This is a genomic window from Acidobacteriota bacterium, from assembly GCA_009861545.1.
GTDB lineage: Bacteria > Acidobacteriota > Vicinamibacteria > Vicinamibacterales > UBA8438 > WTFV01.
Map to the genome: position 1 here is coordinate 1 of VXME01000092.1, position 23108 is coordinate 23108.

Below are 23108 nucleotides of genomic sequence, written 5' to 3' on the forward strand. Positions count from 1 at the left end.
TGATGCTGGTCGAAGAGGGGAAGGTCCGCCTGTCGGATCCGGTGTCCCGCTTCATTCCGGAGTTCAAGGACACGCAGGTCGCCATGCCGCGCTCGAACGCCCCGGGCGGGGAAGACGGCATCTATACCGTCCCGGCGGACCGCGAGATCACCGTGCACGATCTGATCACCCACACGTCGGGCCTGGTGAGCGGCGGCGCGGGAAGCGAGGCGGCATCACGCATCGCGCCCCGCAAGCTGACCGGCACGGTCGCGGACTGGGCGGCGGCGCTGGGAGCGGCCCCCCTCGACTTCCAGCCGGGAACGCGCTGGGCCTACAGCGGACTGGCCGGGATCGACACCCTGGGGCGCATCGTCGAGGTCGCCTCGGGACTGACGTTCGACGAGTTCCTGCGACTGCGGATCTTCGAGCCGCTGGGGATGAAGGACACCGCCTTCAACGTGCCGGATGAGAGCATGCCGCGCGTCGTGACGCTCTACAGCCGCACCCCCGACGGACTCGAGCACCGCCCCGTGCCGGAATGGGTGGCCACCAGGACATTGCACGGCGGCGGCGGCGGTCTCTGGTCGACGGCCGAGGACTACCTGCAGTTCGCCCAGATGCTCGTCAACCGGGGCGAGCTGAACGGCACGCGGCTGCTGGGGCCGCGGACCGTCGATCTGATGGCGGCGAATCACGTCGGCGACCTCTACGCGGAGGCCGGACGCGTCGGCGGCCGTGCCGGGAAGGGCTTCGGGCTGACCGTCGACGTCGTGCTCGACGCCGCCGTCGCCCGCGAAGACCACCGCTCGACCGGCAGCTTCGGGTGGAGCGGCGCCTTCGGCACCACCTTCTGGGTCGATCCCAGGGAGGAGATGACCGCCATTCTCATGGTGCAGACCCCGGGCGGTCCGCTCCGGGCCGACTTCCAGAACGCCGTGCTGCAGGCCATCGTCGACTGATTCGCACACCCGCAGGTCGCCGATGATTTCCCGGACGCGACTCGCGTGCTTGACCGAGGTGCCCCCATGAAAGTCCGGAACCACGTCACGACGCCGCTGTCGTTCCTGCTCGTCCTTGTCGCGGCCGCCGCGCTTCTCGGCGTGCCGCTGCAGGCGCAGCAGGACGACCGCGAGTTCATCCCGGTCACCGACGCCATGCTCCAGGACCCGGACCCGGACGACTGGCTGATGTGGCGCCGCACCCTGAACACCTGGGGCTTCAGCCCCCTCGACCAGATCGACCGCGGCAACGTGGCCGGCCTCCGGCTGGTCTGGACGCGCCCGCTCGGGCCCGGCCTGCAGCAAGGCACGCCGCTCGTCTACGACGGCGTCCTCTACATGCCGAATCCGCGCGACATCATCCAGGCCATCGACGCGGTGAGCGGCGACCTCGTCTGGGAGCACCGCCGCGAGCGGCCCGACGACCTGGCCGACTACATGATCGGCAGCCTGATCGACACCAATCGCAACATCGCCATCCACGGCAACTACCTCTTCGACAGCACGTCGGACGACTGGGTGATCGCCATCGACGCGCGGACCGGCGACGTCGCGTGGGAGACGATGGTGCTCGACTACACCGTCAACCCGGCCAACCAGACGTCCGGCCCGATCGTCGCCGACGGCAAGGTGATCTCCGGGCGGAGCTGCTCGCCGCGCGGCGGCCCGAACGCCTGCGTCATCGTCGCCCACGACGCCGCGACCGGCGACGAGCTGTGGCGCCGCCGGCTCATTCCCGGCCCGGGCGAGTTCGGCGACGAGACCTGGGGCGGCGTGCCGTTCGAGGAACGCAAGCACGTCGGCGCGTGGATGGTCCCGAGCTACGACCCCGAGCTGAACCTGGTCTACATCGGCACGTCGGTCACCTCACCCGCCCCGAAGTTCATGATCGGCGGCGTCGAGAACACGCACCTCTACCACAACTCCACCCTCGCCCTGAACGCCGACACCGGCGAGATCGAGTGGTTCTACCAGCACCTGAACGACCATTGGGATCTCGACCATCCCTACGAGCGGCTGCTGGTCGACACCGCGATGACGCCCGACCCGGAGCACGTCTCCTGGATCAACCCGCGGCTGCGGCACGGCGAGGTGTACCAGGTGATGACCGGCATCCCCGGCAAGACCGGCGTGGTCTACACGCTCGACCGCGCCACCGGCGAGTTCCTCTGGGCGACGCCGACCACCGCGCAGAACGTCATCACCCACATCGACGGGGCGACCGGCGCCGTCACCGAGAACCCGGAGCTGATCTTCACGCGCGAGAACAACGAGATGCTGATCTGCCCGTCGTTCGTCACCGGCGGAAAGGACTGGGAATCGGGCGCCTACAGCCCCATCACCAACATGATGTACTTCCCGCTGCGCAACGCCTGCGCCCGGATGCTGGCGATCGCCGACGGCAGCCTCTACAACCTCTCGCAGCGCATCGTGAACGCGCCCGGCACCGACCAGGTGGGCACCGTCCGCGCCATCGACGCCTCCACCGGCGAGACCACTTGGCTCTACGAGCAGCGCGCCGGCACCACGTCGCTCGTCGCCACCGCCGGCGGCCTCATCTTCGGCGGCGACAGCAACGGCCGCTTCCGCGCCCTCGACCACGAGACGGGAGAAGTGCTCTGGGAGGTCAACCTCGGGTCGCAGGTGACCGGCTTCCCGATCACCTACGCGGTGGACGGCACCCAGTACATCGCCATCAGCACCGGCTCGTCGCTCAGCACGCGGGACAACCTGCGCCTGACGACCGAGCTGCAGCCGGGTACGGGGAACAACCTCTTCGTGTTCGCTCTGCCTTGACTGAGGTGGTCCCGCCTATCCGGAACTCCACATGGGCGGATTTGATTATGAAATGCGTGGCCGAGAACTCAACTAGCGAGCCCGTGCGCTGGACGAAACAGTGGTGGACTTGACCAGACGCCATTCCGCGTGGATGGTGCAGGCGGCAAGCTGGATCCGCCGGATGGTGATCTTGGCGTCCGACCGATCAATCGACACTTGAGCCGCTGAAGAAAGCCCTCCGTACGGACAGTCGATCACTGGACCGTCGGCCGCGAATGCCGACTCCGGTACGTCGTCCAGAGACTTGAACAGGTCGCTGGAAATCTCGACGAGCTGATAGCGGTTCGGAATCGTGCCCGGCTCGCGGAATGCCCTGAGCAGAACGATCGCATCTACCGCCGCACGATAGTCGCGGAACAGCTCTAGCGTGCGTAGTCGGCGTGCTCTGGCGCTCCTCACATCCTGAATCCATGCGGCTTCTGTCAGCTTCGAGACGTGCGCGGTACGCTCCCGGAGGTTCTTGGCAGCTGTCGACTTCAGCGACAGGCGCCGCGTCGTGCCGTCGGCCGGCGTGAGCGTCACGTCCACGAATCTTCGTGTCGCCGATCCGGGCGCGTCAATCGACCATTCCAGGGCTTCGCACGCGTTGCGAAACACGGTCTCGAAGCTTGTCAGTCCGAGAGGTTCCGTCGTCGTGCCGTGGTGAGCCGAAACCGCGAGTCCGAAGTACTCGACCCACTCTGGATGCCGAGTCAGCCAGGTCGGCGTGATTGTGTTCGGCGCGGGCGCGTCTACCAGCGAGTCAACCAGCCGCGCAACGAACCGCACAGCCATCGGCGACAGCGTGTCGATTCGCGCCTTGAGTCTGTCGCGATCGTTCATCGGCTCATGCGACGTTCGATCAGGTGCACGAACTCCGCCTTGAGCTCGATACCGACCCACCGCCGTTGGAGTTGTGCCGCCGCGATCAGGGTCGTGCCCGAGCCGGCGTACGGATCCAGCACGGCATCCTCAGGTTCGCTCGTGAGCGTGACGCACCGCCGGGCTAGGCTGATTGGCATGGGTGCGGGGTGATCATCGTCCGGGATCTGCCCGCGCCGGCGCGGGCGGGTCGGAATGTCCCATACCGTCCTCAGCCGCCGCTCGTTGGCCCCACGGACTGCGGTGACGTCGTAGTAGTAATCCTGAGCCTTCGACAGCAGAAAGACCGTTTCGTGCGCCTTCGTCGGCCGGTCGCCGACTGACTCAGGGTGCGCATTCGGCTTGTGCCAGATCACCTCGGACCGCAGCCACCAGCCGTCGTCCTGCAGCGCGAAGGCCACGCGCCATGGGAGCCCGATCAGATCCTTGGGTTTGAGTCCGTGCGGCGTCTGGGGCCGGACGGACATAGCCCGCGCCCGGTTCTTCCTGTCGGGCGCCCGGTAACGGCGATTCCCGGAGGTGTAGGCGTCGCCGATGTTCAGCCATACCGTTCCGTCGCCCCTGAGCACGCGCCGGAGCTTGCGGAAGTCGGCGACGATGCTCGTCACGTAGTCGTCTAGCGTGTCGTTCCGTCCGAACGGGTCTCCGATATCGTAGTCACGTAGCGACCAATACGGTGGCGACGTGACGACTGTCCGCACGCTTTCTGTGGGCAGCAAGCCGAGCGCGTCCGAGGCTTTCCCGCGAATCAGTGTGGCGGCCGGCAAGACAGGGACTTGACCGTCCGTTTCAGCATCGAGGCGGAGGTACTGTGGCGCGTGGTCGCCCCGCGCATCGCTCCGGGTAGCCGGCTCAGTGAACCCGATTGGAAACAGCGTAGTCACGGCACTCGGTGCCTCGGTCACCCGACGATCTCGCGCAGGTCCTGCGGGTGAGGCGCACCGCCGACGGGCCGGCGCCACCCGGGGAGCCCGGGCAGGTCCGACGGTTCGCGTTCGGCGTCGTCTTCCGCGGCTAGCCGCGGGCCTGCGAATAGTCCCTCCACGACGTCTGTCTCCGGTGCAGGATGTTGCTACCCCTCACTATACGGCATGCCGTCCGCCACCCCGGTCCGGAGCACGCCCGGGCGCGGCGCGCAGTGGCCGGCGAACGCGCACGCGGGGCTCGTCCGTCGAGACCCTGGTCGCGATCTCGGCAGTCGTCAGTCCGACACCCAGGCGCGGCGACTGCTCCCCCCACGTCGACACGCTCAGCAGGAAATCTCGGCCATAATGGACCCTGTGCACTGCGCCGCCCCAGCCCCGCTCGAAGTCGTGCTGCGTACAGGCGACGAGTCCTTCCGCGGTGTGCTGGCGCAAGGTCATCGAGCGAGGGGCTGGCGCGGCTGACCGCGCGCGCCGTCCGACGGGGTGGTTCCGCTCCGCGGACCTTCGCGATCCTCGAGGGGGCGTGGCATGAAAGTCGAAGTCTCGGTCGGGCAGTGGATGGCGGTAGCAACCGTCACGCTCGCACTCATGACTGCGCTGCTTGGTGGAGCGGTGTGGATTGTCGAGCGCATCGACTCGACGCGCAAGGGTCTTGAACGCGAGATTCGTTCCGTTTCGAATGCACTGACGGCAGCGAGAGACACGGCCGGCACGCAGCGCGGCGCCATGCGGGAGCAGATGGACGAGGCGCAGGGCCGGGGAATTCACGAGACTGTCGCCGCCTACTTGGAACGGAGCGCCCTCGAGGTCGCCCTGAATGCTGACGGGGGGCTCGAAGGGCCTGCGACGGAATGGTTTCGCACCGAGGCGGCCGAGGCCCAGTTTGTTTTCATCGGCGAAGAGCATGATGTCCGGGAGGTCCCGATTCTGGTGGGCGCTCTTTGGCGGGAGCTCGTCCCTCTCGGCTACAAGCACGTAGCGATCGAAGCTGGCCCCTGGCTCGGCGACAGGCTGGACAAGTTCGCAAGATTTGCCGATCAACAGGCCCTTGCTGATTTCCGGGGGGCGACCTTGCCTCGTCTGCCGAACAATAGCGTGCCGCCGATCTCGGAGGAGGACATTGCCTTCTACAGGAGGCTTGGCAGCGTCAGCGGCCCACACCGCAGGTCGGCAGCTCCTTTGATCTGGGGGCTGGATGCCGAGTATCGAGCCGCTCCATTGCTGAAGAGGCTGTTGGAGCTGTCGCCGCGGCTTGCGACGCTACAGGCGGCACAATCCCTGTTGGAGCAGGTAGGGGCCGCAGAGAGAAGCGGCGATTACAACACCCGCGCCTTCCGAGGCGCCATCGAGCAAGTCATCCAACAGGCGCGAGCCGAGCCGGAGACCGAGCTGCGCTACATACTCGATGCGCTGCGCTGGCGGATTGCCGACCCCCGGGAACACACGAGCCGCAACCTCAAGAAGGAGCTCTTCCTGCGCCAATACGACGCTGCGAAGGAAGAGGGCGAACCGAAGCCGCGCGTGATGTTCCGGCTCGGCGCTTACCATGCCGCCCGCGGATTGATGCATGACTTCGGCTCCTCTACACTCGCGAATTTCGTCGCGGAATTGGCTATCGCCGAGCGCACAAGGATGCTGAACCTTGCGATTGTCAACTGCCAGGATACTTCTCCCGGGGACTTTCCCAGACCTTGCACCTGGGAGCAACAGAGAGCGCTGCGGCCGTTTCGCTCCGCCGCCGTGGCAGACTGGACATTGTTCGACCTTCGAGGGCTGCGCGCACCGCTGAGGCAGGCGCGACTGAACGCATTGCAGTCCTATCCGGCTGGGTGGGAGTACTGGAATCTCGTGATGTCGTTCGACGCCGTGCTCCTTCTGGGCCGTTCCGAGCCAAGCCGGTTTGCGGGCGAATAGGGAGTCGAGACCCATTCTCGGGGTCACGGTGCCGGACAGCGGCAGCGCTGGCCCTCGAGCGCGGGAGGCGATAGCGGAGCGCAAGGGAGACTGCTCGTTGCCGGTCTGCTCCCGGCGCGCCTACTGCTCCGCCGCGCGGAGGTCGACGAAGAGGCGGATGTTGACGCCCGGGCGGGCGCCGGCCGAGATCTGCGCGCCGCGCGGATCCGGCGGCTCGTACAGCACGCGGTAACGCTTCGACACTTCTGCGTGGTGGGCGTTGAGACGTTCCGCGTACCGGCGCATCCACTCCGCCATGCCGGTCACGGCGGAGAACGTCTCGTACGCGCCGCCCGTGTTGCCGGCGATGTTGCGGGCGTAACCGCGCATGACGCTGCCGCTGACGCTGTCGCCCCGGCTGCCGCCCGACAGTTGCAGGACGTTCACCATGACGCCGTCGGCGATGAGCGACTCGACGAACGCCGCGTAGGCCGCGTCGCTGTAGTTCCTGCTGTTCTCGGGGCCGTCGGTCAGGATGAGCACCAGCACCGGGAGGGTCTCGTCACCGTCGTAGTGCCGCTCCCAGGTCTCCCGGATGCCGTCGAGCAGCGGGGTGCCCGCGCCCGAATCCAGGAAGATCTCATGGGCCGACGCCTTCAACGCCTCGCGGTCCATGGTGAAGTCGACGCGGCGCTGCAGGTTGCGGGCGATGGTGAACAGGGCGACCTCGTGCTCCGGCCCGAGCGTGTCGAGAAACATCTCGGTCGCGTCCCGCAGCGGGTAGAGCGCAGCCAGTTGCGACATCCGGTCGCCGTTGTCGATGAGCAGCGCCACCTTCATCGGCCCGACCGGCTCGACCGAGACGATGTTCACCCGCGTGTCGTCCTCCAGCACGAGGAAGTCGGACGGGGTCAGGCCCGGCACGGCCCGCCCGTCGCCGTCCAGCGCCTCGATGTACAAGCGCCCGAGGGCCTGCGCCTCCGCCGCCGCGGGCGCGGCCAGCGCCAGCGCGACCAGCGCGCACAGTATCGGGCCGCCGCCGGTCGCCAATCGTTGCATCTGGTCTCCCCTTGCCTGCCCCGCCGGCCGGGCCGCCGGCGCACCGTCAGTTCACCGGGAACGTCTCGATCCAGGCCACGATGTCGGCCGCGTCGCGCGGCGCCAGGCCCGCCACGCTCGCGCGCATGGAGGCGCCGGACCTGTCGTCGGGATGCGAGCCCCGGATGCCGTCGATGAACTTGTGAAGCTGGCGCACGGTGTACCAGCTCGCCTGCCCGGCGAGCCGCGGGGCCCCGAGAGCGTCGTTGCCTTCGCCGGACCGCCCGTGACAGACCGCGCAGGCCGCGTAGAGCGCCATCCCGCGCGCCGGGTCGCGCTCCGGCCCCGCTGCGCCGGTCACCGCCGCGTCGCCGGCCGCCGGCGGCGGCTGCGACGCCAGCCATGCCCCCACGGCCGCGAGGTCCGCGGCGGCGAAACCCTCCACCATCGGGCGCATCTCCAGGCCCTCGACATCCTCGGGGTGGCGGCCCCGGTAGCCGCGGCGGAAGCCGTCGAGCTGCCGTTCCAGATACGCGGCGCTCAGCCCCGCGAGCACCGGCGCGTCGATGCGCGGGTTGCCCCGTCCATCCGTGCCGTGGCAGGACGCGCAGGCGGCCCCGTACAGCGCTCTGGGCGCGGACGGGCCGCTGTCGGGCGCCTGGGCTGCCGCCGGCCGCGCCGAGGCAGCGAGAACCGCCGCGACGGCCAGCGCCGCCACGGCGGCCGGCCCCGACATCGGGAGAACGCGGCGGAAGCTCCGCTGCATCATCGAAAACGCCCCATTGCCTTCCGGGCTCCCGCCCTCCTCCTCAACCGGCGGCGCCGGCCTCCTGCTCCCGCCGGTCGATGTCCCGCAGGGCGTGGTAGGCCGACTGGATGGCGCCTTCCTGCCAGCCCGGGTGGTGGCTGATCTGATCGCCGACCATGTAGTGCCGGCCGGCAGGGTTCTGCAGCGTCGCGAAATGGTCCCGCATCGCCTCGTCGGTCCAGCGGGTCGAGCAGCCGAGCACGTGGTTCATCCGATACCAGGCCACGCTGACGCCGCGGCCGACGTGACGCCGGTAGTCGGGATGGATCTTCTCGCCCTGGGCCAGCGCCGCCTCGATGCGCTCGGCCGGCGACAGCCGCGTGAGCCGTGTGCCGGGCTCGTCGTCGAAGGCGTAGGCGCCGAGAATGACGCCCGTGCCGGCGTGGATGCCGTGCGGCGGATACCAGATCTGCGTGATGTCCTGGTTGGTCCAGGAAATGCCGCCGTAGATCTGCTCGTCCTCCCAGAACCGGCGCTGCGCCTGGAACGCCAGCTTGACGAGACTGCCCCGCCCCGGGGCGGACAGCGCGCGCACGTAACGCGGGGGCAGGTTGTGGCGCAGCCCCACGACCAGGTGCGCCGGCATGCTGTTGAGGCAGTAGTCGGCCCGCACCACCCGCACCTCGCCCCGGGCGCCGGCATACGCCACCTCCACCCCGGTCTCGCCCAGCCGGATCTCGCGCACCGCCGCCCGCAGCTCGACCGCGTCGCCCACGCGGCGCATGAAGCCGTCGACGATGCGGTCCATGCCGCCGACCGGCTGCAGCATGGGCGCCGCCTGATCCGCCAGCTCGCCCCAGTGCATGTACTCGCGCCAGAAGTTCGCGTCGAGCAGCGCGGAGAAATCGCGCACCGGCTTCTTCACGCCGGGCGAGGTCATGCCGCCGCTCGCGTAGCCGGCGCGGTCCGAGCCGCTGTAGGCGAGCGACGCGTCGAGATCGCCGTACGCGCGCAGGAACTCCCGCAGCCGCTCCCGATCGTCAGCGTCGAGACGGGCGTCGAGGGCGCCCGGGGCGACCGACTTCGCCAGCAACTCCGCGAGGAAGCCGCGGGCGTCCGTCATGAACTCGCGATTGCGGATCGGCCGGCCGCCGAACGCGGCGGCGTCGTGGACCCAGGCGTTGCGGTTCTCGTTGACGAAGATTTCGAGCGGGACGTCGAGCTCGCGGCAGTAGTGCAGCAGGCTCGTATGCGTGCCGGGAATCCGCGCCGGGCCGGCGTTGAAGTACAGGTGCGGCTGATCGTCGAAGTCGCAGACCTGCCGGGCGCCCAGCTCGTCGACGACGTCGCCGCGCCGCAGCGTGAGGCAGCGCCCCCCCGGCCGGTGGGAGGCCTCCAGGACGGTGCAGCGATGGCCCGCCCTGCGAAGCTCGTACGCCGCGGTCAACCCCGCGATGCCGGCGCCGATGACGACGACATGCGGCGCCCGGCCGCCGGCCGGGCGGAGGTCGAGCTGACCGGCCCGGGCGACCGTCGGCAGCAACCCCAGGGCGGTGGCCGCGGCGTGCACGGCGGCCGACCCGCCGGCCGCGCCGACCGCGTTCAGCAACTGGCGACGAGAGATGCGCCTGTCCATCGGTGTCTCTTCCGACCAACCGTTCACTATAGCCCGGACGCCGCCGGTGGCGACGCCGGCCCAGCCGAGCTTACGTTGCGGCCATGCTGCCGACCAACTGCTTCGACGGCTCGGCCACCGTTCCAGCCGGCCCAGCCGAGCTGCCATCGCCGCCATGCCACCGGCCGGCTGCTTCGACGGCTCGGCCACCGTCTCCAGCCGGCCCGGCCGAGCTGCCGTCGCTGCTATCCTACCCAACAGCCCGCCGGCACAGGAGGCTGCACGCCATGAAGCGCGTCCGGCCGGAGGCCACTTGCAGCGAACACGTCCAGTCCTGCTCGCTGCGGACTCCGTCGTCAACGAACGTGGAGGTAGGGATGAGAATGCGTCCGACGCACCTGGTTCTGGCCGGCCTGCTCCTGATTCCCGGCGTCGCGGACGCGGCGGCGGAGGTCATGCGATGGCAGGTCGACGGCGTGACCCGCGAAGCCATCGTCCACGCGCCGGCGTCACCGGCGGCGGAAGGCGCGCCCCTGGTCCTGTCCTTCCACGGGTTCGGCGACCACATGCACAACTTCCAGTACACGAACGTGCACGTCGCGTGGCCCGACGCTATCGTCGTCTACTTTCAGGGACTCGAGCGGCGCCGCGGCCTCCTCGGCTGGCAGGTGGAGCCCGGCGCGAACGGCGACCGCGACCTCGAGCTCGTCGACGCGGCCCTCCGGTCGCTGCGCGAGACGTACCGCATCGACGACGATCGCATCTACGCGACCGGCTACTCGAACGGCGGGATGTTCACCTACCTCCTGTGGGCGGAACGTCCCGGCGTGTTCGCCGCCTACGCCCCGGTGGCGGCCCGCCTCCGTCCCTCGGTGCGGCCCACCCAGGCCGCCCCGGTCTTCCATGTGGCCGGGGAACGCGATCGGGTGGTCCGCTTCGAAGACCAGGAAGCCGCGATCGCCGCCGCCGTCGAGGTGAACGGCGTCGACGAGACGGCGTCCTGCGGAGCCGGCTGCACGGTGTACGGCGCCGACACGGCCGCGCCGGTCATGACCTGGATCCATCCCGGCGCCCACATCTACCCGCGCGAGACCACCCGGCGGATCGTCTCCTTCTTCCGCCAGCATTCCCGCACGCGCTGACCGGGATGATTCGCGAGCCGACTGCCTCGGCGAGCGCCGGCCGCAGCATCCATCGCGCGTGGAGACTGCGGCCGGCCGCGCCTCAGCGGTCGTTGTCGTCCGGCAGCCCGGGGAAGCCCGCGGGAAGCTGGGCGCCCAACGCGTTCTGGAACATCGCCAACTGCGTATAGTTGCCGACGACCAGCACGACCTGACGAAGCTCGTCGTCCGTGTAGCCCTCCGCGAGCACGTTCCACGTCGCGTCGGAGATGAACCGGCTGGCGTGAAGCTCGTCCGCCGCCGCGAGCAGCGCGCGTTCGAAGTCGTCCCAGCCCGGCGCGTCCGGACCGGCCGTCACCCGGGCGATCTCCTCGGCCGTCAGTCCGGCTTCCTTCCCGATGACGTCGTGCCGGCCCCAGATGTAGTCGCCGCGCGACAGCCAGGCCGTGCGCAGGATGAGCAGCTCGCGATGGCGCGTGGGAATCGTGGCGTTGCGGACGAAATAGCCCGTATAGGCCCAGTACCGCTGGCACATGTCGGTGACGTCGGGGCAGAGCTCCCGCATGGGAGCCTCCCCCGCCCCGTCGGGCAGCCCGATCCGGGGGGCGTCGAGGTGCTCGAACGGCGACACGCGGCTCGCGCCCGGCTCCTGCGCGCCAGCCATGCCCGCGCCGAACACGAAAACTCCGCAGACGAGAATCGCGCCGGTCGTCGTGCCAATGTTCCGCATCAGTCCTTCCCTCCGCGTTGCGCCGCGTAGTACCGGTCGAAGAAGTCGAGGCGATCCTTGCGGATGCCCTGCTCCACGGTGATCGTGTCGCCAATGTGCAACGCCGCGTCGGCCTCCGGGTCATAGGCCGGCCATTGCGGCAGCCCGTCGGCGTTCGGGTTCCCGGTAGCGGCCAGATTGACCCAGTAGGAGGCCAGGATATCGGAGAGCTTCCGGTCCGTGTCGGTGTAGTCCCGGTTGGCGTACGGGTGGGGGCTGACCCCGAAGTTGTCGAACACGTAGGCGATCTCGGCCGTGTGGTAGGCGCCGTAGCGGTCGGCGTCCGGCGCGGGCGGAACGCGGCTGAAGAAGTAGAGGTACGCCGGCGACGAGACCGTCTCCATCAGGCGCGCCCAGGTCCGCATCTCCCAGCCGAACGTGGCGTCGGTGCCGCTCGCCGCCCGGGCCTGCCGCGCCTCCTCGTCGGTCCCGGCCGGGAAGGTCTCCAGGAACGCGCCGGCGTGCTCGCCGTACTCGTCGCGGATCGACTCGTGGTACGTGGCCAGCGTCTCGGCGCCCGCCGCACCGCCCAGGATCGACATCTCGTCGGCATTCGAGCCGACGATGACCGGCACGTCGTGCTGCGCTCCCGCCGCGAAGATGTTGTAGACCGTGTCGGGGAACACCCAGCCGTCGACGTTGGCCGTCGACAGGACCAGATCCGCCGCCACCGCCTGCACGTCGTCCGCGCTCGCGGCCCGCATCGCCTCGACCGAGGGCCGCACGCCCTCGCCGAGCAATGCCTCGACGAAGCGCTCGCCGGCCGACTCGATTTCCGCCTTCGGGTCGGCCCCTCCCCGCGGCCCGAACGCACCTCCGCTCTCGCCGATCGCGGCATGGAAGAGGCCGCGCGCCAGCGGCGTCGCCATCAAGTGGTTCACGCTCCACGAGCCGGCCGACTCGCCGAAGATGGTGACGCGGGACGGATCGCCCCCGAACGCCGCGATGTTCCGCTGGATCCAGCCGAGCGCGGCGACCTGATCGAGCGTCCCGTAGTTGCCGGACGCGGCGTGCTCCGACTCGGCGCTCAGCAGCGGATGGGCGAGGTAGCCGAACGCCCCGAGCCGGTAGTTGATGGTCACCAGCACCACGCCCCGCTGCGCCAGCCGCGTGCCGTCGTAGGTGATGTCGGCGCCGTTGCCGATGCTCAGCCCGCCGCCGTGGATCCAGACCAGCACCGGCGCCCGGTCTTCCGGCCCCGCCGCGCTCCAGACGTTCAGATAGAGGCAGTCCTCGCGCATCCGGTCCACGCCCGGATTGTAGAAGCGGCCCACCTCCGCCGGAATCGCCCGCTGCATGCACGCCGCTCCCGCCGCGGTGGCGTCGCGCACGCCCTCCCACGCCGGCGCCGGCTGCGGGGGACGCCACCGCAGGTCGCCCACCGGCGGCGCCGCGAACGGCACGCCCCGATAGACCATGACGTCGTCGCCGAGCGGCGACGGCGCCCCGGCGAGTTGCCCGCCTTCGACGCTGACGACCGCATCCGTGGACTGGCCCCGCACCGGCGAGCCGCCGGCGCCCGCCAGGAAGACGAAGGAGACCGCCAGACCGGTCGCGAGGACGCCGCGCAGCACGCTCCGCATCATGACCATCCCCTCAGACGGCGGCCAGCGCCTGCGCCATGTTGCCGAGCGCCCGTTCCACCAGTTGGCGCGACGTGCCGATGTTCATCCGCATGCGGCCGTCGCTGCCGAGGCCGTAGCTGGACCCCGGGTTCAGGTGGATGTGCGCGTGCTCCACCAGCCAGCGCTGGAACGCCTGCTCCGGCGTGGTCGGCCGCGCCGCCGCCTCGGCCGCCTGCTTCATCCGGGTCCTGTCCATCGCCTCGGCGACGTCGAGCCACGCCAGGAAGGTGCCCTCCGGCTTGACCGTTTTCACCCCCGGCACGTTCGCGTTGACGGTCGACTCGACGAGGTCCTGCGTGCCGTCGATGTACTCGAGAAGCTGGTCGAGCCAGTCCTCGCACTCGTTGTAGGCGGCCTCGGCCGCGACGATGCCGAGCGTGTTCATCGCCTGCCGGTGCTGTCCGACCCCCTCGATCCGGTCCAGGTAGTCGGGGTTGGTCGAGAACTGGTAGGCGCACTTCATCATCGACAGGTTGAACGACTTGCTCACCGACTTGAAGGTGACGCTGTTGCGGACGATGGCCTCGTCGTCGAGGGTGGCGAAGGGCGTGTAGGTGTGGCCCTTCGTGACGAAGTCGCAGTGGATCTCGTCGGCGAGCACGACGACGCGCCGGCGGTTGCAGATCTCGCCGAGGGTCATCAGGTCCGACCGCGACCACACGTTGCCGGTCGGGTTGTGCGGGTTGCACAGGATGAACGCGTGCGTGTCGTGGTCGATCCGGCGCTCCAGGTCCTCGAAGTCCATCTGGTAGCGCCCGTTCACGAGCTTCAGCGGGCTCTCCTCCGCCACGCACCCGACCACGCGGATGTCGGTGTAGAACCCGTTGTAGCCCGGCGTCTGCATGAGCACCTTGCTGCCCGGGGGGCAGAAGGCGCGCAGGGTGCTGATGACGCCGGCGTGGACGCCGGGCGCGTGCTGGATGGTGTCGGGATCGATCTCCAGCCCGTAGCGCCGGCGGTTCCAGTCGACGATCGACTCCTTGTAGGAGGCGGGAATCGACAGGTAGCCGTAGTTCTCGTGCGCGACGCGGTCGCGCAGGGCCCGGGTGATGGCCGGCGCAATCCGGAAGTCCTGGTCGGCGGTGCCCATCCCGACCTCGATCTTCTCGCGCCCGTAGCGGGCGATCTGGGCGTCCCACTTCGACGAATCCGTCCCGATGCGGCTGTAGATCGTGTCGAAGTCGTAGCGGCCGCCCTGCTGTTGAACCGCGCCGCCGGCCGCCGCCGCCGCCTGAGAAACCGGGACCGTGGCGCCGACGGCGCCCGCGACCGCGGTCATCCCGGTGCTGCGCAGGAACGCCCGCCGGCCGAGTCGACTGAGCTTGGACATCTGTGGACTCCTCTCGTATTTCCTCGACGTCGACCACCGCCGACGCCACGCGTCGCCGCCACGGCCGCCGTCCTGCCGTGGCGGTTTCCGTGCTCGCTCATGAGAGCATAGATCCACCGGCTGGGGAGTCAACTTTTCGGTCCGCGCGCGGGCGCCCTTTTTGACGGTGAGCCAGCGGCCATTCGATGGGAGGTCGTTCTCGACGGCGCGCTTCCGCGTCGACCGCGCCGGGGCGGCGTAGACATTGAAGGCGGACTGGCCTCGGCGCCGGCGACCCGATGAGAAGCCTACTGCGTGCCCCGATCGTCGTCGCTCTTCTCGTGCTGGCCTGCACGCCCGTCGTGGCCGGACAGGAACCTGGACAGCAACCCCGGCTGGCGGAGGGCTATTGGACGCGGGGTCTGGCCGGCGGCTGGGGTCAAGCCTGGAAGCACGGCGTCCCCGGCTACGGCAAGACCGAGAGCGACGTCCGTTTCGCGGCGTTCCACCCGCAACTCGGGCGCTTCGTGACCGACCATCTCGAGTTGTACGGCGAGGGCACCCTGCTGGTCTACGCGCGGCCGGCCCTCGCCGTCAGCGGCGGGCTGGCCGGGCTCGGCGGTCGATATCACGTCTGGCGTGACCGGTCCTGGACGCCGTACGCGGTCGGCATCGCCGGATTGCTGTGGACGTCGCTGGATGTACCGGAGATCGAGCGCGTCTTCAACTTCCAGGTCGTGTACGGCGTGGGCGTCCGGGTCGTCCCGCCCCGAGGGCCGGGGCTTCTCGTGGAACTCCGCAACCACCACATCTCGAACGCCGGGACCGCGGGCGAGAACCTGGGCCTGAATGCGGCGACCGTGATCGCTGGCCTGCAGTGGGTTCTGAGGTGACGAAACGTGGTGGGCGAGGGCGCCGGGAACGACCGTAACCGTCACTGCTGACACCCTCCGCCCATGGTTGCCACGGGATGGTGTCCATCAGCGGCGACCGGCGACCGGCAACCCCGCGAGCCAAGACATCGCGCCCGTGCTTCCGACCTGCCCTCCCCTTCCCTCTGCCACCGGTCAGTCATCGTCCGCGGACCTTATCAGTGTCTCCACAGGCGCTTTCCGACGAACGTCAATACGCTCCAAGTCCTCCTCTAGTTGGTGAATGGTCTTGACGATACGCGCTTCGTCCATCTCATCCATCCCGACGTGCCTTCGCAACATCGGCAACACAAAAAAACTCGCCACCACGGCCACGAGGAGAATCAGAATCGAGTAGTTCGTCACTTCGGACAATCCGAGCGTATCCCGGCCAGCATACGCGGCGCCAAGAACCACGCCCAGAGCCCCACCAGTGAACATCATGAAGTTGATCGAGGAATTCCAGCCGGCCCTACGCCTCCTCTCGTCCGCATGCTTGGCAATCTCTTCCAACGTCGTCGCGTATTTCCTCTCGTAGGGCTCACGGATCCGCGCCTCCCTTCCTTCGGTCCACGCTTCCATTTCCGCTACGACTTCGTCGTCCAGGAGCTGCTTCAGGGTCTGCATCAAATCCAGAGTGAACTCATTTCCGCGTTCCAGGTCCAGCGGCAACGACCGATGCGTATAGGCCCGAACTACGTCCGCATTCCACGGTATGGGGCTCAGGTACCTTGTAACTTTGAGAAAGTCTCTGTAACGACCTATATAGTCAGGCAACATTTTATTCATGAGAAGCCATGTCCTTGCATAACCCAAGTCCTGGCCGAGATTCACCCGCAGTCGGTCTACACCTGCCGAGGAAAGCGGATCATACTCCGACACAATAACTACTTCATCAGCTATATCTGTCTTCATTGCTATACGTGAGTATACGTCTCCGCCGGCCTGAGCATCAAGGAACACATAGTCGTACTCCTTGGTCCTTGCCGCCCCGATGACCTGCTCCAACACGGACAGGAAAATGGCCGCATCCGAACCCGCATAGTCCGCTTTGAATGCAAAGGTCGCCGGCACGAGATCGGTCTTAGTCGGCAAGTGCACGACATCACGGTCGTAGGAAAACGAATCGCCATCGAACATGCCACGTGCCTTGCCGCCAGCCGAACTCCTATGGCGGTTCACCTGGTTCAAATAGAGGAGACTCATCCCGTGCGTCGCGTGATCGAGGTCTACCAGAAGAGTCTTCTTGCCTATGTCGGCAAGAAATGCGCCGATACTTGCACACAGGATTGTCTTGCCGGACCCGCCTTTTGCGCTGGCGATGCAGTAGGTGGTCATTTCTTCGTCTCACGAATGCTCTTGCCCATTTCGGCTCGCGCCCTCGCAATCCGATACGACGCCAGTTCCGGAAGAGGGTCCCCACTGAGGCGTTCGACCTCCCTCATCTCGGAAGACTCGAAAAACGCCTCCGGCTCCAGACCGGTTCGAGCCAATCTCACGAGATTGACGATCGCACCCCTGAGGGCGAGGGAATCCTCGTGGCTGCCGACCACGACCTGCAGGGTGTGTCTGAAGTCGTCCTCGTTCTTGCACGGACTTCCTTGGAACAACAAATACGCTGCACGAAAGGCCAGATTGATTCTGGCACTCTCCCGATCCAGGTCTTCGGCCACGCGCTGAATGAGTGTAGAGTACTCAGCCGCTATGTTGGCGTCCAAATCCAGACGAACTTTGCCCTGCCACCCGCGGATATAGATGGGAAACGCCTTGTCTATGTCGTAGTACACTCGCATCGTGTGGTTATTGCACTTCTCCTCGTACCATTCGGCCGCGGAACGGCACGCAAGTAATTTCTCAATCCAGCCCATGGCAGTTTCTATCTTCCGACAGCCGATGGTCGCCACCACAATGTGTACGAAGCGCATGCGCGCGGGCCGTATGCGAAACGGCGTCCCACGACCGCAAACGTCGCGGAACCACATAGCTGGTCCTCGCGTCGAGCGTCCTGACCGCCGAGGTCGACGGCTAGTGCTACATCGGTCAGGAACGTGAGGCACACCTGAAGTTCCGGGACGCCTCGAACTGCCATCAGGCTGGCGCGCTTGGGCATTGGCTCGAACGCCCGACGACGCCTCTCTATCATTCCGGAAATCCTGCTGGTCGGGGCGCTCACCATTTCAGTGGCTTCCCAGCCATGATATTGTCCCAGTGATAAAGCAGCTTCGGATCCGACAGGATCTTTGAGTGCCCACCGGGGATTTCGCGGTTTGAACGAGCGTACTTGAACCGCCGCGGACCGAACCGCGAGCCGAGCCAGCGCCACCGCGTCGCCCACGGCCGTCTCCAGAGACGTTGACTGTAAAGATGGTCCCACTTGCCATTCACGGCGTCTACTGCAGGTTCGTAGACATCGTCCATCCCGCGAGGGAAGATGCCCAGAAACCGCCCGGTCCGCACGGGCATGTCGACGGTAATCACCCGAAAGTTCTTCAGGGGGAGCAGGTCTTCCGGCACGAGGTCCAGCGCGAACGCTACAACCTGCCCCCCATGGGAATGCGCGATGATGACAACCTCCTCGGCCTCGCTCAATTCGCTGAAGCGCCTGGAGATGAAGGTCTCGAGGTTCCTGCCTCCTTCCTGCCAAACACCGTCGTGAGAACGCCACCGGCCGAGTTGTTGGACAAGCAGGCCACCGACGTCACCGCTCCAGAAACCGCTGTCCGGCCGGCTCACGTCACGATTCTGGTCAACGCGAGTGTAGCCTAGCGAGGCCAACTTATCGTCAAACAATGAACCTGTTCGATACCACGCATTTTTACGAAACTTCCGCCGCGCCCAAGTGCCAGCCACGGGGATGTACAACCGATTGCGCTTGGGGCCACCATTACCTGCGGAGCCGCTGCTCATTGTAGTCTTGCCCCTTGCCCTACGGCGATGCCGAGTTCACGCCTAACATTCGCTTTCCTCCACCGCCCACCAGCGTAGAACGGTAAGCGTGGCGACACAACGCAGAGCGCCTCAGCGGGGATAGGGAGTGCACCAGTACCCAGCCAAGCGGGGACTGCTTTCCGCGTCGTGGTCACCGGGTCGCGAAGCTCTCTTCGAGTGAAGTTCGCAGTACCGTTCGACATCTGCAGCGGCACGACGGGCCGCTTCCACATCGATCGAATTCTGACTGGTCGCATGTCGCACCGCGCGCTCTGCAAGCATCCACCCGACTGCGGTCACGTTCTCCCGGTCTTGAAGCCACCGGTTTCCTTGACGACGCATAGCTGCCAAGAACTTCGTCCGGAAGTGGTCGTGCCACCAGACCACCGCGTCGTAGTCGACGGTCATCCGCATTCCGATCGTCTGTCCGACGGCGAAGAAGCAATCGCCCAACACGTAATGCACCGCCTCCTGCAATGCCTGGTCCTCCTCCTGCAGTGCCTGGTCCTCAGCCCCGGACTGGGCGGAAGCCATGTCCGTACGGGATGGCAACGGTGTGGCGGCGGGGTCGCCTGCAGGCTGCGATCGTGGAATCCTCTCACTCATTTCTTCACCTCTCCTGGCGCTACCGCAGCACGGCGGTCACATCCCTAGATGGAGAACGCCGTCGTGGCCGAATCCGTACAGTCGGCTGTCAGAAGGGCTTCGCGGGTTGCGTGCATCTGACAGCCACGCTCGACCTCGGCCGACGCGAGGGCAGCCGCCGGCTGGTGGATCGTGGCTCCATGACCGGCGTACTCGACAGCCCGCTGGCCGAGGTACCGGCCGACCGCAGTCACCCGGTTGCGGTCCGCGGCCCAAAGCGTTCCTCTGCCGGTCATCGCATGGTGAAAGGCGTGGCGATACCGACGGTGCCACCAAGTCACGGCGTCGAAATCCAGTCCCTTGTCAGGGCCGACGGCCTGACCAACGGCCAGAAAACAGTCAGAGAGGATGTAGTCGAGCTCTGTGGCCGGAGCCATGGACGCCTCCTCGTGCAGGATGCCTCGCACTTAGAGGAGAACGCCGCTGCTCGTGATTCGGTACACTCCGGGCGCCGCTCAGTGAGCGTGCGCCTGAATGCTTGCGCGGAGCCGGTGCAGTTCGTTTCGCATGGCGCCAGCACTTTCCGGTCGCCGGGTGATGTTGGGTGACAACGCGGCACGCAGAAACGACGCCAAGCCGAGAGGGCACCTCGGCCGGTAGTCGCGGACATCGGGCACACTGGCTTGTTCAGCGGCGGCCAGCACGGTCCCTACGTCGTCGGCAGCGAACGGGTGACGCCCGGCGACCGCTTCATAGAGCACCAGCGCGAGCCCCCACAGATCGAAGGAGGGTTGAGGCGTGCTGCCGGCGAGTGCTTCTGGCGCCAGATACAACGGCGTCCCGACCAGACGTTCGTCTACGGTCACCGTGGCCGCGGGATCATCCGACCGGAACAACGCTTCGGTCGCGCCCCCCGACAGCGGCTCCGCCGTCGGCCGAGAACCCTGGGGCCTGTCGAGCAAGGCCAACCCGAAGTCAAGCAACTTTGGTCGGCGATCGCTGGTGTAGCCGATGTTGCTCGGCTTCACATCGCGGTGTAGCACCCCCGACGCGTGCACACGCGCGAGCACATCCGCCAGTACGATTCCGAGATCGATTGCCTCCACGTACGGTACCGGACCGCGGCGGATGCAGTCGCGCAGCGTGCCGCCGTCGAGATACTCGACGATCAGCATCGGCGTGCCGCGCCACTGCTCGGCTCCGTAGATGAGCGCTAAGTTCGGATGCAGAACCCTCGCCATCGTGCGCGCCTCGCGGTGCAGTCGGTCGGCCGACCCGGACCAGAGGGACGGCAGTGTCTTGATCGCCACCTGACGGTCTAGCACCATGTCGACCGCCAAGTAAACGACGCCCATGCCTCCCGCGCCGACCAGACGCTCGAGACGGAACTTGCCCTGAACGAACAACGGAAGCGCGGCAACGCTCGTGGTGGCGCCGCACGAGCATTGGCGGGTCTCCGGGCTCCAGACCAGCGAGCACACCGGACAGTACGCCGCCGGCTCGTTCTGCCAAGCGAGCCCCTGCGCACCAGGATCGCTCCGCGGGGGGCATCTATCGGCTTCACGGTCCCGTAGCAGGCGATTCTCGATCTGCAAGGCCGCCTGGCCGCCGACGGCCGTCACCAGTGCGAAGTGAACGGCCGAGTACGGGAGTCCGGTCCGAGCCTCGCCGATCACCACCGCCCCCAGCAGTATCCCGGTAGACCCGACGACGGGACACAACAAGTGCGCGTCAGCGTCGTTCAACCACACTCGATCCGCAGGGGGCAGCAATCGCGCAATCGACGCCAACGCTTGAGTATCGAGCCGAACGTCGCCCCGGGTCGAAAGAAGAATGTCGAGTAGCGCCGAATCTCGCTGGATCGCCGCCGCCGTGCCGTCGACCGGCACGAGTGCGGTCCCGTCGTCGTTTAGGAGCAGGACCGCCACTGACGTCGCATTCAACCCCCGGCGCAGTTCTTCGGCGAACGCCCCGGTAACGCTACGGAGACTGTCCGCTGTTCGAAAACGCTGATCGAGGCGGGCGAGTGTCTGTGTCTGGTCGGCTGGCTCGAGACGAAACCATCGGTCGACCGCACGGAGCAGATGTTGGCGAGATGCGAGGGCGACCAGGCCCACCGTGGAGACCGCAAGAGGGCCGGCGGGCCGAGAGCGTTCTAGGTACTCGCCGATGGTCAATTGCTGGTTCGCGTGGATGTCGAACGCTACATAGATGAGCGGCCCGAGGCTGATGCCCCAGACGGCGTACCGTGCCAAGGCGTATTGCAGCGTGATACGGACGAGCAACTGCATCTCCATCACGCGATTCACCACCACGGAGTAGGCGGTAGCGGGCACGATCAACGCAAGCCCCACGTAGACAACGACGCCGACACCCTGCTGCACCGACGAGTCCCGAAGTGCCGACACGAACGGCGTAGCAACTACGGCGAGCGCGAATGGCGCCAGCCCGACCGCCAGCGCTCCCACGAAGAACATCACGCGGCGGCGGTCTTCGTACGCCTCAAGCCGCGTCTTCCACAGAAGAAACGGAATAGCGGGAGCCGCGACGACAGAGAGCACGGGCCAGTAAGCCCCTTCCGGATGGTCGCGGTCGAGCAACTCGAACAGCGCCATCGACCACGCCGGCACTATCGAATCGCCGAAGCCGCCAATGGCGTTGGGCACGAACAGCACCGCGCCTACGCCAAAAGAGACTCTCACGAAGACGCTGGCGACTCCGCGCAGCCCCGGTCGTTGGGCGTCGGAGGGGAACTCGCGGACGAAACGCCACAGCATCAGCGTCACGAACGCATCCGCTTGGAGCGCGCCGAGCGCATCGGTCAGCGTGCCGCTGAGCACGGTCCCAGCCGAAGGCATCAACCAGATCACGAAAGCGGAACTGATTGTGAGAAACAGGGCGCCCAACAACGGGAGCCGGCGGTCACGCCCACCGCCCGCCAACAACACCACCCCTCCCACGCCAAAGACGAAGCCGTTGACGATGTAGGGCCACCCCACCCGGCCAAGTGCGCCGGGAGCTCCTACGATCGCCAGCGCGAGTTGCGCGACAGCGATGCCGAGCACGACGGCCACACCGGCCTCCACCGTGCGGTCCCACCAGTTCGGGCCGGATGGCGCTTGGGTCCGGCGGGTCGCACCGATGGCGGAAACAATCTTGAGCTGGCGGATCAGGTCAGCGTCGCGGGTCTTCGTCGTGCCCCACTCCACGTCGTGCCAGTCCACGGCCTCGCCGGCCGCGACGGCATCAGCAATGGAGTCGAGGTGCTGGCGCCCACTCATTCACGACCCATCTCATCGCCGAGACGAAGCAGCGCGCGTCGGACGGCGAGTCGGGCCGCCGGACCGGAGGGCTTGTTCAGCACGAGCGCGAGCTGCTCGTAGTTGTACCCGAGCTCGATGCTCGCTACGATCGCCCGCCGATCGATCGGTCGCAAGCGCTTCAACGCCGCTTCGTAACGTCGCCGGTCATCGTGGCCGATCACCACGTCGAGCGGTGATTCCTCGTCGTTCGAGACGCGCTCGTCGAGCCCGTCCACCAGGGGCTCGACCTGGGGTCGGCGCGAGGCGCGCCGGAACTGGTCGTGGACCCGATTCACGAGCGAGCGCCGGAGACAGCCCAGCAGTGCGCCATCGCGTTGCGGCTTGAAGGAATCGAGGCGGCGCAAGGTGTGAAACACGGTCTCCTGGACGAAATCGGCGGTGTCGGCCGCATCGCGCGCCCAGGTCGGAACGCGTCTGTGCGCCCACCGATGGAGGCGCGGGAGATAGCGCTCGAACAACCGGTTCAGCGCTCCGGCATCCCCTTCGCGCGCCCGCTCCAACAGCTCCTGAGAAGAGGACGCCGACGCCTCCGGCCGCGACGGCTCCACTCGTTCCGTGCGCATATCTCGCCGTCCAGCGCGTAGCCGCGCTGCTCCTGAAAACCACCGGGGTTCGGGGCGATCCCCTATCCCCCCCA

General features: G+C 67.3%; 20 protein-coding genes. 5 read left to right on the forward strand and 15 right to left on the reverse strand.

Going from position 1 to position 23108, the window contains the following annotated elements; translation table 11 throughout:
- Together F4X11_15010 and F4X11_15015 are read left to right on the forward strand one after the other, a co-directional pair.
- A partial coding sequence (locus F4X11_15010) for a beta-lactamase family protein (GenBank protein MYN66318.1) occupies nucleotides 1-941 on the forward strand: 941 nt, incomplete at its 5' end.
- Nucleotides 942-1007: 66 nt separating this feature from the next.
- On the forward strand, nucleotides 1008-2777 hold the full coding sequence (locus F4X11_15015; GenBank protein MYN66319.1) for a PQQ-binding-like beta-propeller repeat protein: 1770 nt from the start codon (nucleotides 1008-1010) through the stop codon (nucleotides 2775-2777).
- A 72-nt stretch (nucleotides 2778-2849) separates the two neighbouring features.
- Here F4X11_15015 and F4X11_15020 read toward each other — a convergent pair whose 3' ends face one another.
- Together F4X11_15020 and F4X11_15025 are read right to left on the reverse strand one after the other, a co-directional pair.
- On the reverse strand, nucleotides 2850-3641 hold the full coding sequence (locus tag F4X11_15020; GenBank protein ID MYN66320.1) for a hypothetical protein: 792 nt from the start codon (nucleotides 3639-3641) through the stop codon (nucleotides 2850-2852).
- Complete coding sequence (locus tag F4X11_15025; protein MYN66321.1) at nucleotides 3638-4447, reverse strand: site-specific DNA-methyltransferase; 810 nt, start codon at nucleotides 4445-4447, stop codon at nucleotides 3638-3640. Before F4X11_15025 ends, F4X11_15020 begins: the two co-directional genes overlap by 4 nt.
- Before the next feature lie 687 nt (nucleotides 4448-5134).
- On the opposite strand from F4X11_15025, the gene F4X11_15030 reads away from it, so the two are divergent.
- Nucleotides 5135-6520, forward strand: coding sequence for a hypothetical protein (locus F4X11_15030; protein MYN66322.1), 1386 nt, complete (start codon nucleotides 5135-5137; stop codon nucleotides 6518-6520).
- Nucleotides 6521-6640: 120 nt separating this feature from the next.
- On the opposite strand, the gene F4X11_15035 is transcribed toward F4X11_15030, so the two are convergent.
- From F4X11_15035 to F4X11_15045, 3 genes are read right to left on the reverse strand one after another with little or no spacing between them, the layout of a single operon-like run.
- A complete protein-coding gene (locus tag F4X11_15035; GenBank protein ID MYN66323.1) occupies nucleotides 6641-7558 on the reverse strand; it encodes a hypothetical protein in 918 nt (305 codons plus the stop codon).
- Between the two features lie 46 nt (nucleotides 7559-7604).
- Nucleotides 7605-8306 (reverse strand): c-type cytochrome, encoded by a 702-nt coding sequence (locus F4X11_15040; protein MYN66324.1) that lies wholly within the window; start codon nucleotides 8304-8306, stop codon nucleotides 7605-7607.
- A 40-nt stretch (nucleotides 8307-8346) separates the two neighbouring features.
- On the reverse strand, nucleotides 8347-10077 hold the full coding sequence (locus F4X11_15045) for a flavin monoamine oxidase family protein (protein MYN66325.1): 1731 nt from the start codon (nucleotides 10075-10077) through the stop codon (nucleotides 8347-8349).
- On the opposite strand from F4X11_15045, the gene F4X11_15050 reads away from it, so the two are divergent.
- The gene (locus F4X11_15050) at nucleotides 10005-11042 is read left to right on the forward strand and encodes a prolyl oligopeptidase family serine peptidase (protein MYN66326.1); all 1038 of its coding nucleotides are present in this window, start codon (nucleotides 10005-10007) and stop codon (nucleotides 11040-11042) included. The genes F4X11_15045 and F4X11_15050 overlap by 73 nt on opposite strands.
- An 82-nt stretch (nucleotides 11043-11124) precedes the next feature.
- On the opposite strand, the gene F4X11_15055 is transcribed toward F4X11_15050, so the two are convergent.
- From F4X11_15055 to F4X11_15065, 3 genes are read right to left on the reverse strand one after another with little or no spacing between them, the layout of a single operon-like run.
- Nucleotides 11125-11751 (reverse strand): carboxymuconolactone decarboxylase family protein, encoded by a 627-nt coding sequence (locus tag F4X11_15055; protein ID MYN66327.1) that lies wholly within the window; start codon nucleotides 11749-11751, stop codon nucleotides 11125-11127.
- Complete coding sequence (locus tag F4X11_15060) at nucleotides 11751-13382, reverse strand: carboxylesterase family protein (protein MYN66328.1); 1632 nt, start codon at nucleotides 13380-13382, stop codon at nucleotides 11751-11753. Before F4X11_15060 ends, F4X11_15055 begins: the two co-directional genes overlap by 1 nt.
- 4 nt (nucleotides 13383-13386) lie before the next feature.
- Nucleotides 13387-14745, reverse strand: a complete 1359-nt coding sequence (locus F4X11_15065) for an aminotransferase class I/II-fold pyridoxal phosphate-dependent enzyme (protein MYN66329.1) — start codon at nucleotides 14743-14745, stop codon at nucleotides 13387-13389.
- Nucleotides 14746-15023: 278 nt separating this feature from the next.
- On the opposite strand from F4X11_15065, the gene F4X11_15070 reads away from it, so the two are divergent.
- Nucleotides 15024-15617, forward strand: a complete 594-nt coding sequence (locus tag F4X11_15070) for a hypothetical protein (GenBank protein ID MYN66330.1) — start codon at nucleotides 15024-15026, stop codon at nucleotides 15615-15617.
- Between the two features lie 174 nt (nucleotides 15618-15791).
- On the opposite strand, the gene F4X11_15075 is transcribed toward F4X11_15070, so the two are convergent.
- The 7 genes from F4X11_15075 to F4X11_15105 form a co-directional block, all read right to left on the reverse strand.
- Nucleotides 15792-16973 carry a ParA family protein gene (locus F4X11_15075; GenBank protein ID MYN66331.1) on the reverse strand — a complete coding sequence of 394 codons (1182 nt, stop codon included), beginning with the start codon at nucleotides 16971-16973 and terminating at the stop codon, nucleotides 15792-15794.
- Nucleotides 16970-17560 carry a hypothetical protein gene (locus tag F4X11_15080; protein MYN66332.1) on the reverse strand — a complete coding sequence of 197 codons (591 nt, stop codon included), beginning with the start codon at nucleotides 17558-17560 and terminating at the stop codon, nucleotides 16970-16972. The genes F4X11_15075 and F4X11_15080 overlap by 4 nt, the downstream gene beginning before the upstream one ends.
- Before the next feature lie 244 nt (nucleotides 17561-17804).
- Complete coding sequence (locus F4X11_15085; GenBank protein MYN66333.1) at nucleotides 17805-18368, reverse strand: hypothetical protein; 564 nt, start codon at nucleotides 18366-18368, stop codon at nucleotides 17805-17807.
- A 285-nt stretch (nucleotides 18369-18653) separates the two neighbouring features.
- Nucleotides 18654-19169 carry a hypothetical protein gene (locus tag F4X11_15090; protein ID MYN66334.1) on the reverse strand — a complete coding sequence of 172 codons (516 nt, stop codon included), beginning with the start codon at nucleotides 19167-19169 and terminating at the stop codon, nucleotides 18654-18656.
- A gap of 44 nt (nucleotides 19170-19213) precedes the next feature.
- Nucleotides 19214-19585 carry a hypothetical protein gene (locus F4X11_15095; protein ID MYN66335.1) on the reverse strand — a complete coding sequence of 124 codons (372 nt, stop codon included), beginning with the start codon at nucleotides 19583-19585 and terminating at the stop codon, nucleotides 19214-19216.
- Nucleotides 19586-19663: 78 nt separating this feature from the next.
- Nucleotides 19664-22429 (reverse strand): serine/threonine protein kinase, encoded by a 2766-nt coding sequence (locus F4X11_15100; protein MYN66336.1) that lies wholly within the window; start codon nucleotides 22427-22429, stop codon nucleotides 19664-19666.
- On the reverse strand, nucleotides 22426-23034 hold the full coding sequence (locus tag F4X11_15105; GenBank protein ID MYN66337.1) for an RNA polymerase sigma factor: 609 nt from the start codon (nucleotides 23032-23034) through the stop codon (nucleotides 22426-22428). Before F4X11_15105 ends, F4X11_15100 begins: the two co-directional genes overlap by 4 nt.
- Nucleotides 23035-23108: the final 74 nt, after the last annotated feature.